The sequence below is a fragment of the Mycolicibacterium sp. P4_G11 genome, from assembly GCF_056555145.1.
In genome coordinates this window covers 305,986-323,081 of sequence record NZ_JBFUJW010000004.1, presented here as the reverse complement: position 1 = coordinate 323,081, position 17,096 = coordinate 305,986, and the positions used below count along the sequence as shown (strand labels likewise).

The window sequence follows — 17,096 nt, the reverse complement described above, 5'->3', positions numbered from 1 at the left end:
CTTGACCTTTGAGAGAGCGTTCGGAGGCACCCCGCCTAGCCTCGTGCAGCGGCTTCCATGGCATCGAGCGTCACGAATTTGACCCGACGGCGGCCCGCTGCAGTTCCCGCCGCTGTCTCGGCTGCGGTCTGTTCGTCGTCATCCCCAACATGCAGTTCTTCGTCGCCGTCGCACACACGACGTGGACGATGCTGATCATCCAGATGGTCGAAGCCATCGCCCTCTGTGTGCTGGCCGCGTGCGTCTTCGAAATCGCCTACCGGCCAAAGGACTACAACCAGGACAGCGCGGCCACCACGAGCGCCTCGGTGCCGGTGTCCAGCGTCGGCTGAATCACCGGGCCGAATGTCGGCGAGTGGTTCACCGGGATGTCCTGGCTGATCCGGCCGGCTTCGGCCGCACGAGTGAACTCGGCTGCATCGATACCGCCGAACATCCAGTACGTGTACGGCACGCCGAGGGCCCGCGGGATGTCACTGAAGTCCTCACTGGCGGCCGCCGGCGGGACGGTCAGCGCGCGGTCGCCGAAGTGCTCGACGAAGGCGTCGTGGGCGCGGGTCGTGACGGCCTCATCGTTGTCGGTGACCGGAAACTGGTCGTAGAAGTCGAATTCCGGCTCCTTCGGTGAATCCGAGGCCTGGCATTCGGCGATGACGATGCGCTTGATCGCGGCGATGACAGCGGTGCGGACGGCGGCGTCGTAGGTGCGCAGGTTCAGTTCCAGCACCGCGCGGTCACCGATGATGTTGCTCTTGGTTCCCGAATGAATGCTGCCGACGGTGAGGACGACGGTGTCGGTGGGCGCCACCTCGCGGGACACGATGGTCTGCAGCCGGATCACGATCATGGCGGCCAGCACCACGGGATCGATGGTGGCGTTCGGCATGGACCCGTGGCCCCCGCGCCCGTACACCGTGACGCGGATGCTGTCGGCCGCGGCGAGTATCGGGCCGCTGCAAGTGCCGACGCATCCGGCCGGGGCGGGGGCGACATGCTGGCCCAGCGCCACGTCGACCTTGCCGACGATGTCCGCCAGCCCGTCGGCGACCATGCCGGCGGCACCGCCGCCGAGTTCTTCTGCCGGCTGGAACAACGCAATCGCCGTGCCCTGCCAGTGATCTCGCCCGTCGGCCAGCAGCGCGGCTGCGCCCAACAGGCAGGTGACGTGGGTGTCGTGACCGCACGCGTGCATGACGGGGACGTCCTTGCCTGCGGCGTCGGTGGCGCGCACCGTGCTGGCGTAGGGCAGCCCGGTGGCCTCGGCGACGGGCAGCGCGTCCATGTCGGCGCGCATCAGCACCGACGCGCCGTCGCCATTGCGCAGGATGCCCACCACGCCGGTGCCGCCGACGCCCTCGGTCACCTGGTAGCCGAGCTCATTGAGCCTGTCCGACACCAGTTTTGCGGTGCGATGCTCCTGGTGTGACAACTCCGGGTGCTCATGCAGATCGCGGTACAGGTCTTCCTGCCAGGCCCGCACCGTGGGCAAGCCGGCCAGCACCTCCGTCGCACGGCTCATAGCGATGCCTCTCCGGTGAAGTCCTTGACCACGTCGGCCACCCTGCGCAGCTGGTCGATGTCCGAACTGGTGGGAATCAGATGCACCTCGTCGGCGCCGATGTCATCGAATTTCTGCAGCACGTCGAGCAATTCGTCTTCGGTGCCGGCCCAGCCCGTGGTGGGCGCCATCGCGTCGACGTATTCCTCGGGAATCCAGTTCATGTACCGGCGCAGGTGGCGGTGCACCTGGTCACGCGCGGTGTCCTTGTCACCGAGGGCGAACCAGAACGAGGTGGCCAAGTGCGGCTTGGGTTTTCCCGCCTCGGCCCACGCCGCGCGGGCGACGTCGAACAATTCGCTCTCGCGCTCCACGCTGAGGTCCAGCGTCGTGCCCGCCATCCCGTCGGCCCAATTCGCCGCACTGCGTATGGTTTTCGGCCCGATGGTGCCCACCAATAGCTGCGGGCCACCGGGCTGCACCGGCTGGGGACCAACGGGCAGCACCGAGTCGGTGAGCTTCTCCCCCGCCCAAACCCGCTTCATCAGCGCGACACGCTCGGCCATGCCGCGCATCGTCTGAGTCTGGGGGTCGGCGCCGACGGCGTTGTAGTCCTCGTGTCGGCCCCCGACACCGATCCCGACGGTGAGCCGTCCGCCGCTGAGCAAGTCGCCGGTGGCAAGCGCTTTGGCCAGCATCACCGGATCGTGCAACTGCGGGACGATCACGGTGGTAACCAGGCGCACCCGGTCCGTCCAGGCCGCGAGTGCGCCGAGCAGGGTCAGTGAATCCGGGTTGTCGAAGGCGATGCGCTCACCCCAGCACAAGGACGAGAACGGCCCTCCGTCGATCACGCGAGCCCACGCCGTCAGCGTGGCCGCGTCGAGGTTGGACTCCATCACTGGCATCGTCATCCCGATCTGCACACAGCCGATTCTGGCACGCGCGTCCAGCGCGCGGTCCGAGTTGGCGAGTCGAGTGGGGGTTTACCCCCAGCTCAATCGCGGGAAAACGCCGTGTCGCCAGGCACCGCCAGTGCCTAGGTTGGAGGCATGGTTGCAACAGCTACTGGCACCGCTTCGGCCGAGCCGACAAATCCGACGACGGCACCGCCAGCGCGGCGCGCACCAGACCTCGGCATCGTCCCGACCGCGTCGATGATCATCGGCGCCGTGACCGGCATGATCTGGTTCTGGATTCCGCTGACTCTGATGGTCCTCACTGTCAGCTCGATTCCCTCGGTGATCGGGACCGTGTTCGGTGGGGTGGTGTTCGTCTACGCCGTCCGTGCCACCGACCGGGTGGAGCGGGTGCGCAGCGAAGCCATCTTCGGCTTCGGCATCGCCGTTCCGTACCGAAAGATGACGCCCTACACCGGTTTTCAAGGATGGGCGCATCAGCTCTGGCTGGACGTGAGCAGCGGCCGATTCTGGAAGGTGTTGGCGCACAGCTACCTGCGCATGGCTTTCGACATCTTCGCGGTCGGGTTGGCGTTCACCCTGCTGGCCTTCGCGCTGATCGGACCTGCCGCCGCGACCGCCATCCACAACAGCGACCCGGCCGCCGGGTTGAGCTTCATCTCGCCGCCGTTGTCCTGGCTGCTGGCCGTCATCGCGCTGGCGGCCGCCGGAGCCATCCTGGTGTTCGGCCCGAGGGTGGACGCCGTCATCGATCGGTGGCTGCTGCCGGCCTCGCCGACCGCGGCACTGCAGCACGAGGTCACCGCCCTGCACCAGGCCCGCCGCGGCGCGGTCTCCTCGGCGTCCACCGAACGGCACCGCATCGAACGCGACTTGCATGACAGCGTGCAGCCCCGGCTCGTGTCGCTGGCCATGACGATTGGGCTGGCGCAGACCAAGCTCGACACGGACCTGCCCGAGGCCCGCAAGCTGATCGCCGAAGCGCACGACGACGCCAAGGCCGCGCTCCTCGAACTACGAAATGTGGTGCGCGGCATCGCGCCGACGATCCTGGCCGACCGCGGCCTGGACGCCGCACTGTCGGCGGTGGTGCAGCGCACCGAAACTGCCGGGGTGCCGGTGACGCTGGAACTGCAATTGCCGAAACGCTTTTCCGATGAGGTCGAGTCGTGCGCGTACTTCGTCGTCGCCGAGTCGTTGACCAACATCGCCAAGCACGCCCAGGCCACCCATGCCGTGGTGTCGGTGCGCTACCACGAGCCCACCAACCAGTTGCACATCTCGATATTCGACGACGGGATCGGCGGGGCCCAAACCACCGGTGACGACACGACGGGCCTGCGCGGGCTCGGCGAGCGGGTACGCGCGGCGCGGGGCACCTTCGCTGTCTCGAGCCCCGAAACCGGAACGACGACCGTCACGGCGGTGCTGCCATGCGCATTGTGATCGCCGAGGATTCGGCTCTGCTGCGCGCGGGAATCGAGCGCATCCTGATCGACGCCGGCCACGACGTACTGGCCGGGGTACCCGACGCCACGGAGCTGTTGCGTGCCGTCAACGAGCACCAGCCCGACCTCGTCATCGTCGATGTCCGGATGCCACCGACCTTCACCGACGAGGGCATCCGCGCCGCCGCCCTGCTCCGCAGCCAGAATCCCGAGTCACCGGTGCTGGTGCTGTCGCACTACGTCGAAGAACGGTACGCAGCCGACCTGATCACTTCGGACACAAGGGGTTTCGGTTATCTGTTGAAGGACCGGGTCGCCGACGTCCCGGCGTTCCTGGACGCCGTCACGACAGTGGGCACGGGCGGCACCGTCCTGGACCCGGAAGTGGTGTCGCAAATCCTGGTGCGCACGCACCGCCGCTCCACGTTGGCCGTGCTCACCCCGCGCGAGCAGGAGGTGATGCAGCTGATGGCCGAAGGCAAGACCAATTCGGCCATCGCCGGGCTGCTGCACATCTCGATCGGCTCCGCGGAGAAACACATCGCGTCGATCTTCGCCAAGCTGGACCTGACCCCCGACGACAGCGAGAACCGCCGCGTCCTCGCAGTCTTGCGCTACCTCGAATCCTGAAGAGAGAAAAGGACTTTCCATGACTTCGAATCTGGATACCGACATCCTTGCCGGCCCGGCCGAGCCAGCCGGCCCGCCGTCGCTGTCACCGGGCGGGCGTTCGGCGATCCGGTCGCTGCTGGTGGTGACCGCCGTCGTGGTGACGCTGTCGGGCGTCGCCGGGATCGGCGGATTGGCCTGGGGCATCAGCTCGGTGCGCGTCGCCGCCGAAACCGAGACCCTGCCGGCCGACTTCAACTCCCTGACCATCGACACCGGTGAGATGCCGACCGCCATCCGGATCACCAACGACCGCAATGTCCGCGAGCCGCGGGTCCGGATGCGCCTGCTCAATACATCGCGAGACGACGGACAGGCCTTGAAGGTCACGCGCAATGGCGGCGCCGTCAGCCTGACGGTCACCGGTGAGCCGTCCCCGCTGTTGGACTTCGGCCCGCCCGGGGAGATCATGGTGACGCTGCCGCCCGATGTCGCACACCGGCTTTCGGTCACCACCAAACAACAGGTTGGCGTGATGCTGAGCCAGACCGACCTGGATCAGCTCACGGTGCACAATACCGACGGCGCCGTGGTGCTCGGTGGCAACGCCCGCCGGATCGAAATCCACACGCAGAGCGCCGATGTGCAGACCCGCGACCCGATCGTGGTCAGTGACGCCTTCATCGCCGACTCCACCGACGGCCACATCGCCGTGGACTTCAAGGAGATCGCCCCGCGCACCGTGGACATCACCACACAGAGTTCTGACGTCGACATCACCCTGCCGCCGGGTGGGCCGTACCTGGTTCGGGCAGAGGCCGGCGATGAAGCGAAAGTGCGAGTTCCTCAGACCAGTGATGCGTCTCGCGCGGTTGCCCAGATCACCGCACGCGCCCCCGAGGGCAGCGTCGCCGTCACTACGCGCCGGTGAACGGCCCCACTCGCAACGTCGGGTATGCCGTACTGGCACAGGCGGTATCGGCGTGGCCGACGATGATCGGATCGGTCTCACCCGGCAGGTTGACCTGTAAACCGCTGACCGGCACAGCATTACAGTCGGCGGGGAAGTTGCCCGCGTTGACGATGCCCAGGTTCGCCGACGTGGCCTGGCCGGGCTCGATCACCACGACGCCGATGGTGGTTTCCGCTTCCTGGCTGGCGGCCACCCCGACCAGATGATTGTCCGAGCCTGCGATGAACGACACCGCCGGATAGCCCGACATGCTGCACGGGGCGTCACCGGAGTTCTTCAGGATCACCGGGTAGAACGTGGTGCCGGCGGCACCGTCGGGCGGGCCGAGACTCGGCGTCAATTGCGTACTGGCACAACGCGGCACCTGAAGGGGGTCGGCATGAGCGACAGTGATCGGCCAGGCACAGGCCACCGCCAACGGGATCGCCACAACGGTTCGCATGCCGGCTCCTTTCACGAGGTTCACACCAGCCCGGCCATGATGTCCGCGACCGACCCCGACCGGATTTTGCGGAATCCGGTGCCCGCCCACACATTTGTGCCGTCCGGATCGCCGGCCGCCACGGCCGCCTTGCGCACCGGGCTGGTGAGGTAGTGCACCTCCGGATAGGCCAGCGGCGCCCGCTCGTCGTGCTCGTCGATGAACCGGTTACGCAGGCCCCGCGCATAGCGTCCCGAGAATGCCTTGGTGACAACGGTTTCGGTGAACCGCGGATCGACGAGCGCGGCGCGGTGCACCGGGCTGGAGCCGGACTCGTCGGCGAGCAGAAACGCCGTGCCGAGCTGTGCGGCCACCGCACCGGCCGCGATCACGGCGGCGACGTCGTCGGCCGTCATCAGACCGCCGGCCGCGACCACCGGCACCGTCGTCGCGGCGAGCACGTCGGCCAGCAGTTCGGTGAGTGTCTGCGTCGCGGGCGTGGCCAGCGGGTCGTAGGTGCCGCGATGGCCGCCGGCGAGAGGTCCCTGAACAGCGAGTGCATCGACACCGGAGGCGACGGCCTGCACGGCTTCGGCCCGTGTCGTGACCGTCGCGACCGTGGTGATGCCGGCCTGCCGCAACCGCGCGCATTCGCCGGCGGTGGGCCCGCCGAAAGTGAATGACACGACCTCGGGCCGCAGGTCGGCAACGACGTCGAGCTTGGCGGCCCAGTCGTCGTCGTTGAATTTCGGATCGCCGAGTGCGGCGCCATAGCGGGTGACTTCACCGGCGAGGTCGGTTGCGTAGCGCTCGATCTCGCCGGGCTGAGCGGTACTGGGCTGTGAGGCAAAGAGATTCACGCCGAGCGGGCCGGAGGTCAGTGCGCGGGCGGCGGTGATGCGATCGGCGAGCGCCGCAGCGGTCAGGTAGCCGGCCGCCACGAATCCCAGACCGCCGGCCGTCGAACCGGCGGCTGCCAGCTCAGGCGTCGTCGGTCCGCCGGCCATGGGCGCGACGATGACCGGAACCGCCAGCTCTCGCAGGTCGAACGCCATGCCTAGATCATGACAGGCCAGGACCTCCCACACCGGCAGTGACGCGGCGCGCGCGACGGGGTAGAACAGAGATCTATGGCCATCACCTTCAACCACACCATCGTCCACTCGACTGACCGCTCGGCCGCGGCCACTTTCTTCACCGAGCTCTTCGGCCTCCCGCCCGCGAAAGAAGCCGGGCATTTCCTCGCTGTCGAACTCAACCACGGCGTGGGCCTCGATTTCGCCCAGATGCCGGAGGGCACCGCCGTTGTGCCCCAGCACTACGCGTTCCTGGTGTCCGAGGACGAATTCACCGCGATCTACGGCCGGATTCGTGAACGCGGGCTGGAACATTGGGCCGACCCGCGGGCACAGCACCCCGGCGAGATCAATCACAACGACGGTGGTCGGGGCGTCTACTTCCAGGACCCCAGTGGGCACTACCTGGAGATCATCACCCGGCCGTACGGGTCTGGCGGCTGAGCAGCCGGTCGGCCAGTATCTCGGCGCCTGCTCCCCGCAGCCGAGGCAACACCTTCGGCCGGTTGCCCAGGACCGAGATCAGCTCGGCGGCCGTCCCCTCCACGGTCGGCCCGGCATTGCCGTGGCGCCATCCGGTGTCGACGGCGACGAGCCGCAGGTCCTGGCTGTTGCGGTAGGCCGGGACGAACGGGTTGGGGAAGGCCACCTGGGTGTCCAGCACCGCATTCAGCAGGTGCGGCGGGATGTTCGGTTCCCGGCCGACGGCGAACAGGATGTCCAACTCATGGGTGATGTGGTCGCCCAGCAGGAGCCGCGCCGGAAAGTACCTACCGACTCCTTCCGGGCGTGCACTGACTGCACGGAAATCGGTCAAGAGCGCTTCTGCGCTGCGGTCTCGCGCCGCGTCCCGGGCAATCGCGGTGTTGGCGCGATCGAAATTCCGGTGCCGGACCAGCGCGCCGAGGAACGTGCCGACGGGATGACTGCATCCGACCACCAGATGCCCCAACACCTCACGATTGCTCCACTCCGTACATAGGCTCGGCGCGGCCCATTCGTCGGGTGTCAGTCCGGCGGCGACGTCGGCGAAGCGTTCATCGTTGGCGCGCAATACATCTCGCGACCCCATCACAGATGCTCCTTCAGAAAAGAGACCTGATCGTCGAGCACTCGCCGCACCAGCGGCGGGTGATAGATCGCGAAGTGGTCGGATTCGTAGTGCCGGGCGATACCCCGCGGTGCGCGTTGGGCCACCAGTTCGGCGTAGCGCGGATCCATCAGCGTCTCGTCGTCGCAGACGCACACCAGCAGTGGCGCCTGCACCCGTGCCGCGTGGCGCAGCGCCGATCGCGTGATCAACAGCGCGGCGTCGACGGCCGTCATTCGATTGTCGAAGGCCGCTCCGTCGGGCACCGTCGAGCGCCACCCGTCCTCCGCTCCGGCGACTGTCACCATCGCATCGGTACCTGGCTGCCCGACGATCGGCACGTAGCGACGGCCGCGCCGGAATGCCGCGCGCACCGCGTCCTCGACGATCGCCGGCGTCAGCCGTAGCGCTCCGTCAATTCCCACGCTGCGCGCCGCCGCCGGCCCGTGGGTGATCGGGCATTGCACCACCGCCGCGGCGATATCGCTGCGATTACCGGCCACCCGCACCACATTCATGCCGCCGAGGCTGGTGCCCCACAAACCAATTCGGCCGGCATCCACGTGCGGGTGTCGCTGTAGAAAGTCGATGGCAGCGGCCACGTCACGGCACTGTTCGGGGATCGAAATTCGTTGCCGCGGTTGACCTCCGGAGGCTCCGGTGAATCGGTAGTCGAAGGACAGCACGGCGATGCCCGCGGCGGCGAAGTGCTGTTCGTATTGCGGCAGCATCATGTCGCGGGTGGCGCCGAGACCGTGCACCAACACCACGGCGGGGTGCGGCCCAGGGGTCGGCGGCAGCGTGAGCCAGGCGGCGCACCGGTCACCGCCGCTGTCGAAGTCCGACCGCTCGACTGAAATCGCTGATGTCATGGCAACTCCCTCACATAAGTACGGTGTACGTATGAACTACACTTCAACACGTACGACGTACTTGTCAAGGGGTTGCTCATGCGCGCACGGTTCACCAGGGACGAAATCGCTTCGGCCGCACTGCGAATCGTCGATGAATCGGGATTGTCGGCGCTGAGCATGCGAAGCCTAGCGAGCACACTCGGGACCGGTCCGATGACGATGTACAACTACGTCGCCGACAAGGAAGGCCTGGAGGAACTGGTCGTCGCCGCGGTAGCGGCCGGCATCGTCGTCCCCGAACCGACTGACGACTGGGCGGCCGACGTGCACGCGACGGCGTCCGCGATGTGGCGCGGGGTTCGGGCGCATCCCGCAGCCATCCCGTTGGTCCTGACCCGGCGCATGAATTCGGCAACAGGATTTGGCATTGCCGACGCCCTGGTCGGCGCGTTGGGGCGCGCAGGGCTGTCAGACGCCGACCGGCTGTCGGCTTTTCACGCGGTACTCGGGCTGGTCACGGGATCAGCGCAGGCGCAGTTGGCCGGTCCCTTTTCCGGCGACGCCGCCGAAACCGCAGCCCGTATCGGGTCGGCCGCGGGGGCCCAGTACCCGCACATCACCGCACTGTCCGAGGTGGCCGTCGCCGTGTCAGTCGAGGACGATTTCGACGGCGGCCTACGGATGCTGATCGCGGGTATCGCCGCGGCGGGCAGTTAGCGCACGCTCGCGGGAAGTAGCCCCGGCTAGTGGCCGCGGCGGGCTTCCTGCGTCCGGTAGTCCCCCGCCAGCGCGCTGACGTGGTCGGGCAGGTGGCCCGTGGCCACGTCAGCCAGGCTGGTTTGTTCGAGCACCGAACGCATGCTGGCCCGCAGCGCCCGCCACACATCGGTGAGCGAGGCCGTCGGTCCGGAGTACGGCAGGTCCCCCAGCCCCATGTCCCGCACGCTCGCCAGCGGACCGTCGATGCAGCGCAGGACGTCGGCAATGCTGATGTCCGCGGCCGGGCGGGCCAGCTCGTAGCCGCCGTCGCGGCCGCGGTGGCTGCGCACCAAACGGTCGGTACGCAGGTTGGTGAGGATGTCGACCAGGAACTGCGCGGGGATGCCCTGCGCCTTGGCCAGGTCGTCGGTTTTGACCAGCACACCCGCGTCGGCGGCGGCCAGTTCGACCATGGCGCGGACGGCGTACTCCGCCTTGGCTGACATCCGCATCAGCCAATCATGCCATTTCAGGTCGGATTAGTCCGGAATAGCGGCTGCGTTGGGGGCCACCACTGCCACCAGGTCGGCCAGCCCGGCGAGGCTCGCCGCTTGCAGCGCCGCAGCCGGCACCGGCTGACCGTCGGGACCGGCCAGGGTGCGGGTCGCCGTCGCGGCAGCCACGACCGTCGGTGCGTACCCGAGGCTGAACGCGCCGCGGGCGGTGGAGTTCACACACATGTGCGTCATGAACCCGGCCAGCACCAGGTTCGACGCGCCGAGGGCCTTGAGCCGCTCATCTAGTTCGGTCTGCACGAACGAGTTCGGGTACTGCTTGACGATCACCGGCTCGTCGCCGCGCGGAGCCACCCGATCGACGATGGCACCGATATCGGCGCGGATGTCGTAGAGCGACCCCGGCCCGTCGTCGTGCTGGATATGAATGACGGGAATGCCGGCGGCGCGGGCCCGGTCGAGCAGTGCAGCGGTCTCATCGAGTGCGGCCTGCACTCCCTCGAGTTCCATCACCCCGTGCGTGTAGGTGTTCTGACAGTCGATCAGCACCAAGGCCGAGTCCGCGAGGCTAACGGGTTCGACAGGGAGACTGGACAATTCACGCAGAGTAGGGCGGGTCATATTGGTGAGCGTACCGGTGGACACTGCGCTCGCGGACAAACTCGACATGGTCAGTCGAGGCAATCCGAGTGCGCCGCCGGACGGGTTACCCGACCAGACCTACATGGGTGGATACCAGCCGATGCTGCCACTCGTGCACCAGCTCAAAGTCGCGTGCCCGAACATCGGCAACGATCCAGTACCGGCTGGCCTCCCCGCCGGGCCGACGAAATAGCTTCAGCCGAAACGGCTTTCAACCACTAATTGTTGCCGTTGATACCCGGATGCAGACCAGGTGCCACGCTCGGCGCACCCGGCGCGGTGACCCCTGGCGTGAACAGGTTGCCGCCGGTGGGGCTGATGCTCTTCTCTGTCGCCGTCGGCGAGGGAGAGGTCGTGGTGGTCGTGGTCGTCGTGGAGGGCGATTGCCCGCCGTTGCTACTACAACCTGCGGTGAGCACCCCCATCGCAACAAGGGCGGCGCCTCCGGCCGCGGCCATCAACCGACGAGTGGACAGATGTGTGCTCATACGAACCCAAACTAGCCCTGACCGGCAGTTATCGCCACCGCTAGCTCAGCCCTGCTGCCCCAGGATCGCGGCGCCCAGCCAACGCCGGATGAAAGCCCGCAACTCCTCGGGAGTTCGTCCGTCTCCGGCCGGCGCCAGGAAGTAGGACAGCATGATGCGCAGCGTGAATTCGACCAGATCACGCAGCGCCACGTCGTCGTATCCATAACTGGCCCAGTCGACGTCGAATCGGGTGATCATCTGCATGCCGAAGTCCTGCGCCTCGGCAGAAGCCAGGTCGCTGCTGTGCGCGCCCACGTACGGCGCTGACATCAGGATGCCCAGATGCGGCGTGCGGGTCACCGCGTCGAGTGTGTAGAGGACACCTTCGGTCATCGCGTCGGCCGGATCGTGGATCCCCCGCACGTGCTCGCTGATCTGGTCCAGAAAGCCTGCAACCGAGGCTATCGCGGCAGCCCGCATCAACTCGTCGGCCGTCGGGAAGTACCGGTACACCGTCTGCCGGATGACTCCGAGCGACTCGGCGACATCGGCGATGGTGATCGCCGTGCCCGTGGTGGACAGCAGCTCGACCGCAGCCGCGACGATGCGCCGCGTCGCCTCTTCGTCGTCGGCGGGCGGCTCCCCACCCCAACCGCGACGTTTGCGTGCCATTCGCCGGACGGTACACGTCGCAAGCCGTCCCGGGCATTGACGGATCCGCGTCGACACTGTAACCATACAAACAAGACATCCTTTGTATGATTACTGAACGAGGTGCCCGGTGACCGATCTCCAGGTCCGCAAGATGAGGTTCGCTTTCGCGGACCACCCCGTGCCGTTCCTCTGGAACGAGACCAACCCCGCCTTCTCCGCGATGGCAAATGCCGTGTCCTTCTTGGCAATTGCGTTCGAGAAGATGATCGTCAGCACCATGGCCGAGGCCAAGCCGCTGCTGACCGACCCGGTGATCGCCGAGGAAGCCGAGGCGTTCGTCCGGCAGGAGGGCCAGCATTCGATGGCCCACCGCGCACATGCCCGGGGCCTCATCAAGGCCCACCCGGAGCTCAAAGAGACGCTCGACGACGTGATCGCCGCATTCGACGATCTCGTCGCCAACAAGCCCCTCAAATATCGGCTGGCCTACACCGCCGATCTGGAGGCGACGTTCACGCCCGTGTTCAAGCTGATGCTCGACCACGACGACACGCTGTTCGCGCCGGGCGACGACCGGGTCGCGTCATTGTTCCTGTGGCACTTCGTCGAAGAGGTCGAGCACCGGAGCTCGGCACTGATCATCTACAACGGCCTCGTCGACGATCCGTGGTACCGCATGCGCGTGGCGCCCTCGATCTTCAAGCACGTGATGGACGTCGTGCGGCTGGCGTGCGACGGGTTCAACAAGCACCTGCCGCTGGAAGTCCGCAAGGTCGACGCACTGTCGGCGTTCGCGCTCGAACGCCGCAAGAACACCATTCTGAAGCGGCTGGGCCGCATCCCTGACTTCGGGCCGTTCGCGAGCGCCTTCCACGATCTCCCGGTCCGGGAGCAATTGGTGGCACTGTCGGGCATTGTGCGCAGCCAGATCCCGGGTCACAACCCGGAGCACGAGAAGCTGCCCGCACTGGCGGCCGAATGGTTCGAACGCTACGACGCCGGCTACGACGTCACCCACTGGTACACCGCTGGAAAGCAGAGCGCCAATGTCTGACCTGTGTTCCGCGACGTTCGCCGATCTCGCTGGGCGCCTTGGATTTTCCTGTCAGACGGCAGGCGGCCTGCTCGAGGTCCGCAATCCCCTGCAGCTGGAGAACTGGACCCTGCCGGTCCTCGAGTTGACCGTCATCGCCGGCGCGGTGCTGACCCTCGTGTACGCGATCATCCGGCTCCGTCGCCACGGTGACGCCACCAACATCGCATTGTGGTTCGGCGCGGTCGCCTACCTGTTGATCATCGAACCGCCGCTGTACTTCCCGGCCGCCTTCGGCATCGCCGATCGCGTCGACACCATGTTCGCGCACAACGTGTTCACGGTGGACTTCCTGTGGGGACGACTGCCGCTGTACATCGTGGCGATCTACCCGATGATGGCGACCGTCGCGTTCGAAATCGTCCGCAGCCTAGGGGTTTTCCGCCGCTACGGCACCCTGGTCGGCGCCGTGTGCGTGGGCTTCGTCCACCACGCGTTCTACGAGATCTTCGACCACCTGGGCCCGCAACTGCGGTGGTGGGAATGGTCGGTGCACAACCCGATGAACCAGCCGATGTTCGACTCCGTGCCGCTGCCCAGCGTGGTGGTCTTCGCTGCGCTGTGGCCGATGTCGCTGGCGCTGTGTGTGCAGTTCTTCGTCGGCCGCCACGCCGACCGGGGCCGCCGCTTCACCGGTATCCAGATCGCTTGGCGCACCGTGGTGGCCGGGGTGTTGGCTTCTTTGGGCACCGCGATCCTGCCGCTGCCCGCGACCGTGATCGGCGGCGTGACGGGGAGCTCCACCGCCGGTGGCATCGCCTACGCCGCCGAACTAGTGGCTGTCTGTGCCGTGGCAATCTGGGCACTGGTCACCCAATGGCGCCGACTGCGCAGCACCGCCGCCAGCCCGACCGAACCACGCTATGTGAGCCCGCCGTGGTTGGTCGGCTACAGCGTCGCCTACCTGGTGATCATGGCAGTGCTCTGGCTCAGCGCGCTGCCGGACTACTTTGGCGCGGTCAATGGCGTTACCGCACAAGGAGATCCGATCGGCAGCCTGTGGTATACCGCGATGTGCTTCGGTATTGCGGTGGCGTGCGTGGTGGCGGTGCGCACCGTGGCACGGACGCCGTCGGATGCGCCGCTGCCGGTTGCCGCGTCGACGTAGCCGTCAGACAAAGTCCTCTCCCGAGAAATCCGTAGCTTCAATCACGAGGCACTCTCGACGCTCGTTTTTGAGGCCAGGTACTTTTTCGGGCCGTCAGGGGTCCCTGATTGCAATGACCATCAGCAGACCGCCACTTCGATTGCATTCACGTACTTTTCCACCTCTTTCGGTTCTGCTTACGCATGCCTGGGAGGTCGAGGAGCCGTGACTGGCTGAAACGTCCGTACTGCAGTCGGGTTCATGTCGAGGCTTCAGTACGCGCTCGTGCTGGGCACTCGACAAGCAAAAGCCTTGTGGGCGTTGACTGTGCGCTGATGTTCACAAAGTTCGAGTAGCGAAGATCCAGGGCGCAGGATCAACGCAAGGCCGGCCGAGATGGCCGAAATGGTTGTGGGAACAAGCGTTCCCACAACCATTTCGTCAATCTCGTGGAGGCTACTGCGTCGAAGTGATCGCCAGTACCCGCTCGGCCAGTTCCGGCCGGCACACGACCAGGTCGGGCAGCTTCGGGTCCTCGCGGTTGTAAACCAACGGCGAGCCGTCGATGCGCGAGGTGTGCAGTCCGGCGGCGCGGGCCACCGCGACCGGAGCGGCGGAGTCCCACTCGAACTGACCACCGGCGTGGACGTAGATGTCGGCCCGGCCCTGGATCACGGCCGCGACTTTCGCTCCCGCCGAACCCATTTCGACCAGAACGCCGTCGAGCGCGTCACGCACTGCGAGCGCGACGGCCGGCGGGCGGGTGCGCGACACCACGATGCGCGGCGGCCCGTCGACCGCGTGGGGCGCGGCCACCTCGGGCGTGTGGAGCGTGGTGTTCTGCGCGGGCAGCGCGACGGCGCCGGCAACCAGCTCGCCGGATTCCCACAGCGCCACGTGCACGGCCCAGTCGTCCCGGTCCAGTTCGGAGAATTCGCGCGTGCCGTCGAGCGGGTCGATGATCCACACGCGGTCGGAGGTCAGGCGGGCGCTGTTGGCCCGCTCTTCCTCGGTCGCTTCCTCGGACAGCACCGCGTCGTTCGGCCGCAGTCGGGCGAGCTCCGTCATCAAGAACTCGTGAGAGCGCTTGTCCCCCGCGGCTTTCCGCTCGGCAGCATCGGCGTTCGCGAACTCGGCCCGCACGTCCAGCAGCAGATCACCGGCGCGGGTGGCCAGCCGCTCAGCAACATCGTGATCGATCATCACCGGCCCACCAGCAGGTCGACGACGCGCTGCGCCTGGGCATCCAGGTCACCCGGCACCAGAGCCAGAGCCGGGTTCTTCGGCCGCTGGTAGGGGCTGTCGATACCGGTGAAGTGCGTGATCTCACCGGCACGCGCCTTGGCGTAGAGGCCCTTGGGGTCCCGGGCCTCGCAGTCGGCCAACGGGGTGTCCATGAACACCTCGAAGAACTCGAATCCCTGGTCGGTGTGGACCTTTCGCGCCAGCTCGCGGTGCTCTTCGAGCGGGCTGATCGCCGGCACCAGCACGATCTGGCCCGAGTCGGCGAGCAGCGTGGCGATGTGGGCCAGGCGGCGCAGGTTCTCCGAGCGGTCGGCCATAGAGAAGCCCAGGTCAGCATTCAGGCCGTGGCGCAGGTTGTCGCCATCGAGAACGTATGCGGGGCGGCCCAATTCGAGCAGCTTGCGCTCCACCAGCATCGCCACCGACGACTTGCCCGAGCCGGACAGGCCGGTGAACCACACCGTGCTGCCCTTGGACAACCGGTCCTCGGCAGTGACGAGGTTGGCGTGCCGCACCGCGTTCGGGGTGGCGGCACGGCCGGCGGCCGGCGTGGTCTCGCGCACCATGCCCGCGGCGACGGTGCCGTTGGTGTCCGGGTCGATCAGGATGAACGAGCCGGTCACCGCGTTGCGCGAGTACTCGTCGAGCAGCAGCGGCTGCTGCGTGCGCAGCGTGACACGGCCAAGTTCGTTGAGCTTCAACGCCGTTGCGCTCTTGTCCCGGTGCAGGGTGTTGACGTCCAGCCGGTAGTCCAGGTCAGTCACCCGGGCCCGCGTGGTGCGGGTGGTGTGCTTGATGATGTAGTCCCGACCCGGCTCGAGCGTCGCATCATCGGACATCCAGCACACCGTGGCGTCGAATTCCTGCGTGGTGTGCGGCTGGTTGTGCACGCGGGCGATCATGTCGCCGCGCGAGATGTCGATGTCGTCGGCCAGGCTGACCGACACCGCCATCGGCGCGAACGCCTCGTCGACCGGCCCGGTGGGTCCGTCGATCGTGGTGATGGTGCTGGTCTTTCCCGCTGGGAGAACGACGATTTCGTCGCCGGGGCGCATGACGCCACTGGCGATGGTGCCCGCGTAGCTGCGGTGGTCGGCGTGCTCATGGGTCTGCGGCCGAATCACGAACTGGACCGGGAACCGCACGTCCTTCAGGTTGCGGTCACCGGCGATGTACACCTCTTCGAGGTGCGCCAGCAGGGCCGGTCCCTCGTACCAGGGGGTCTTGTCCGACTTGGTCACCACGTTGTCGCCGGCCAGCGCCGACAGCGGGATGGTGGTGACGTCCTTGATGTCGAGGCGGGCGGCGAACTCGTGGAAGTCGTCGCGGATCGTCTCGAAACGCTCACGGTCCCAATCGATCAGGTCCATCTTGTTGACGGCCAGCACGATGTGCTGGATGCCCAGCAGCGACGCCAGGAAGGCGTGCCGGCGGGACTGCTCCAGCAGGCCGTGGCGGGCGTCGACCAGCACGATGGCCAGCTGCGCCGTCGAGGTGCCGGTGACCATGTTCCGGGTGTACTGGATGTGCCCCGGGGTGTCGGCGATGATGAATTTCCGCTTGGCCGTGGCGAAGTAGCGGTAGGCGACATCGATGGTGATGCCCTGTTCCCGCTCGGCGCGCAGGCCGTCGGTGACCAGTGCGAGGTCGGTGTAACCGTGGCCGCGTTCCTTGGAGGTGCGCTCGACGGCAGCCAGCTGGTCTTCCATGACGGCTTTGCTGTCATAGAGCAGCCGGCCGATCAGCGTGGACTTACCGTCGTCCACCGAACCGGCAGTGGCGATACGAAGCAACGTTGCCAT

General features: G+C 67.0%; 21 protein-coding genes. 9 read left to right on the top strand and 12 right to left on the bottom strand.

Annotated elements, in window-relative coordinates:
* Positions 1 to 8 precede the first annotated feature (8 nt).
* A complete protein-coding gene (locus tag AC1U2B_RS11110; protein WP_480216841.1) occupies positions 9 to 332 on the top strand; it encodes a hypothetical protein in 324 nt (107 codons plus the stop codon).
* Here AC1U2B_RS11110 and AC1U2B_RS11105 read toward each other — a convergent pair.
* Together AC1U2B_RS11105 and AC1U2B_RS11100 are read right to left on the bottom strand one after the other, a co-directional pair.
* A complete protein-coding gene (locus tag AC1U2B_RS11105; RefSeq protein ID WP_480216840.1) occupies positions 272 to 1,519 on the bottom strand; it encodes an amidohydrolase in 1,248 nt (415 codons plus the stop codon). The two genes, AC1U2B_RS11110 and AC1U2B_RS11105, sit on opposite strands and share 61 nt — an antisense overlap.
* Entirely contained in the window at positions 1,516 to 2,412 is an 897-nt protein-coding gene (locus tag AC1U2B_RS11100; protein ID WP_480216839.1) for an LLM class flavin-dependent oxidoreductase, read from the bottom strand. Before AC1U2B_RS11100 ends, AC1U2B_RS11105 begins: the two co-directional genes overlap by 4 nt.
* Positions 2,413 to 2,550: 138 nt before the next feature.
* Here AC1U2B_RS11100 and AC1U2B_RS11095 point away from each other — a divergent pair, with 138 nt between their 5' ends.
* The 3 genes from AC1U2B_RS11095 to AC1U2B_RS11085 are packed head-to-tail and all read left to right on the top strand — an operon-like array spanning position 2,551 to position 5,406.
* Positions 2,551 to 3,864, top strand: a complete 1,314-nt coding sequence (locus AC1U2B_RS11095) for a sensor histidine kinase (RefSeq protein WP_480216838.1) — start codon at positions 2,551 to 2,553, stop codon at positions 3,862 to 3,864.
* On the top strand, positions 3,852 to 4,496 hold the full coding sequence (locus tag AC1U2B_RS11090) for a response regulator transcription factor (RefSeq protein ID WP_480216837.1): 645 nt from the start codon (positions 3,852 to 3,854) through the stop codon (positions 4,494 to 4,496). Before AC1U2B_RS11095 ends, AC1U2B_RS11090 begins: the two co-directional genes overlap by 13 nt.
* A gap of 19 nt (positions 4,497 to 4,515) precedes the next feature.
* The gene (locus AC1U2B_RS11085) at positions 4,516 to 5,406 is read left to right on the top strand and encodes a DUF4097 family beta strand repeat-containing protein (protein ID WP_480216836.1); all 891 of its coding nucleotides are present in this window, start codon (positions 4,516 to 4,518) and stop codon (positions 5,404 to 5,406) included.
* On the opposite strand, the gene AC1U2B_RS11080 is transcribed toward AC1U2B_RS11085, so the two are convergent.
* Complete coding sequence (locus AC1U2B_RS11080) at positions 5,393 to 5,890, bottom strand: DUF4232 domain-containing protein (RefSeq protein WP_480216835.1); 498 nt, start codon at positions 5,888 to 5,890, stop codon at positions 5,393 to 5,395. The two genes, AC1U2B_RS11085 and AC1U2B_RS11080, sit on opposite strands and share 14 nt — an antisense overlap.
* A 20-nt stretch (positions 5,891 to 5,910) precedes the next feature.
* Positions 5,911 to 6,924 (bottom strand): nitronate monooxygenase, encoded by a 1,014-nt coding sequence (locus AC1U2B_RS11075; protein ID WP_480216834.1) that lies wholly within the window; start codon positions 6,922 to 6,924, stop codon positions 5,911 to 5,913.
* A gap of 75 nt (positions 6,925 to 6,999) precedes the next feature.
* Here AC1U2B_RS11075 and AC1U2B_RS11070 point away from each other — a divergent pair, with 75 nt between their 5' ends.
* Complete coding sequence (locus AC1U2B_RS11070; RefSeq protein ID WP_043396971.1) at positions 7,000 to 7,389, top strand: VOC family protein; 390 nt, start codon at positions 7,000 to 7,002, stop codon at positions 7,387 to 7,389.
* Here the strand turns inward: AC1U2B_RS11070 and AC1U2B_RS11065 are convergent.
* Together AC1U2B_RS11065 and AC1U2B_RS11060 are read right to left on the bottom strand one after the other, a co-directional pair.
* Entirely contained in the window at positions 7,361 to 8,017 is a 657-nt protein-coding gene (locus AC1U2B_RS11065) for a maleylpyruvate isomerase family mycothiol-dependent enzyme (RefSeq protein ID WP_480216833.1), read from the bottom strand. The genes AC1U2B_RS11070 and AC1U2B_RS11065 overlap by 29 nt on opposite strands.
* A complete protein-coding gene (locus AC1U2B_RS11060) occupies positions 8,017 to 8,907 on the bottom strand; it encodes an alpha/beta hydrolase (protein WP_480216832.1) in 891 nt (296 codons plus the stop codon). The genes AC1U2B_RS11065 and AC1U2B_RS11060 overlap by 1 nt, the downstream gene beginning before the upstream one ends.
* Before the next feature lie 195 nt (positions 8,908 to 9,102).
* Here AC1U2B_RS11060 and AC1U2B_RS11055 point away from each other — a divergent pair, with 195 nt between their 5' ends.
* The gene (locus tag AC1U2B_RS11055; RefSeq protein WP_480216831.1) at positions 9,103 to 9,606 is read left to right on the top strand and encodes a TetR/AcrR family transcriptional regulator C-terminal domain-containing protein; all 504 of its coding nucleotides are present in this window, start codon (positions 9,103 to 9,105) and stop codon (positions 9,604 to 9,606) included.
* Positions 9,607 to 9,632: 26 nt separating this feature from the next.
* Here the strand turns inward: AC1U2B_RS11055 and AC1U2B_RS11050 are convergent, their stop codons facing one another.
* Both AC1U2B_RS11050 and AC1U2B_RS11045 read right to left on the bottom strand, forming a co-directional pair.
* Positions 9,633 to 10,100 (bottom strand): Rrf2 family transcriptional regulator, encoded by a 468-nt coding sequence (locus AC1U2B_RS11050; RefSeq protein WP_043396964.1) that lies wholly within the window; start codon positions 10,098 to 10,100, stop codon positions 9,633 to 9,635.
* Between the two features lie 27 nt (positions 10,101 to 10,127).
* Positions 10,128 to 10,724, bottom strand: coding sequence for an isochorismatase family protein (locus AC1U2B_RS11045; protein WP_480216830.1), 597 nt, complete (start codon positions 10,722 to 10,724; stop codon positions 10,128 to 10,130).
* 4 nt (positions 10,725 to 10,728) lie between these two features.
* Between AC1U2B_RS11045 and AC1U2B_RS11040 the strand changes: the two genes are divergently transcribed.
* Complete coding sequence (locus AC1U2B_RS11040) at positions 10,729 to 10,938, top strand: hypothetical protein (RefSeq protein WP_480216829.1); 210 nt, start codon at positions 10,729 to 10,731, stop codon at positions 10,936 to 10,938.
* 25 nt (positions 10,939 to 10,963) lie between these two features.
* Here AC1U2B_RS11040 and AC1U2B_RS11035 read toward each other — a convergent pair whose 3' ends face one another.
* Positions 10,964 to 11,233, bottom strand: a complete 270-nt coding sequence (locus AC1U2B_RS11035; RefSeq protein ID WP_082068031.1) for a hypothetical protein — start codon at positions 11,231 to 11,233, stop codon at positions 10,964 to 10,966.
* A gap of 45 nt (positions 11,234 to 11,278) precedes the next feature.
* Positions 11,279 to 11,887, bottom strand: coding sequence for a TetR/AcrR family transcriptional regulator (locus AC1U2B_RS11030; protein WP_480216828.1), 609 nt, complete (start codon positions 11,885 to 11,887; stop codon positions 11,279 to 11,281).
* Between the two features lie 109 nt (positions 11,888 to 11,996).
* Between AC1U2B_RS11030 and AC1U2B_RS11025 the strand changes: the two genes are divergently transcribed.
* Entirely contained in the window at positions 11,997 to 12,923 is a 927-nt protein-coding gene (locus AC1U2B_RS11025) for a metal-dependent hydrolase (protein WP_480216827.1), read from the top strand.
* Complete coding sequence (locus AC1U2B_RS11020) at positions 12,916 to 14,070, top strand: hypothetical protein (RefSeq protein ID WP_480216826.1); 1,155 nt, start codon at positions 12,916 to 12,918, stop codon at positions 14,068 to 14,070. The genes AC1U2B_RS11025 and AC1U2B_RS11020 overlap by 8 nt, the downstream gene beginning before the upstream one ends.
* 435 nt (positions 14,071 to 14,505) lie before the next feature.
* Here the strand turns inward: AC1U2B_RS11020 and AC1U2B_RS11015 are convergent, their stop codons facing one another.
* On the bottom strand, positions 14,506 to 15,252 hold the full coding sequence (locus AC1U2B_RS11015; protein WP_480216825.1) for a 3'(2'),5'-bisphosphate nucleotidase CysQ: 747 nt from the start codon (positions 15,250 to 15,252) through the stop codon (positions 14,506 to 14,508).
* Positions 15,252 to 17,096: a sulfate adenylyltransferase subunit CysN gene (gene cysN, locus AC1U2B_RS11010; RefSeq protein WP_480216824.1), complete on the bottom strand. Its 1,845-nt coding sequence runs from the start codon at positions 17,094 to 17,096 to the stop codon at positions 15,252 to 15,254. The genes AC1U2B_RS11015 and cysN overlap by 1 nt, the downstream gene beginning before the upstream one ends.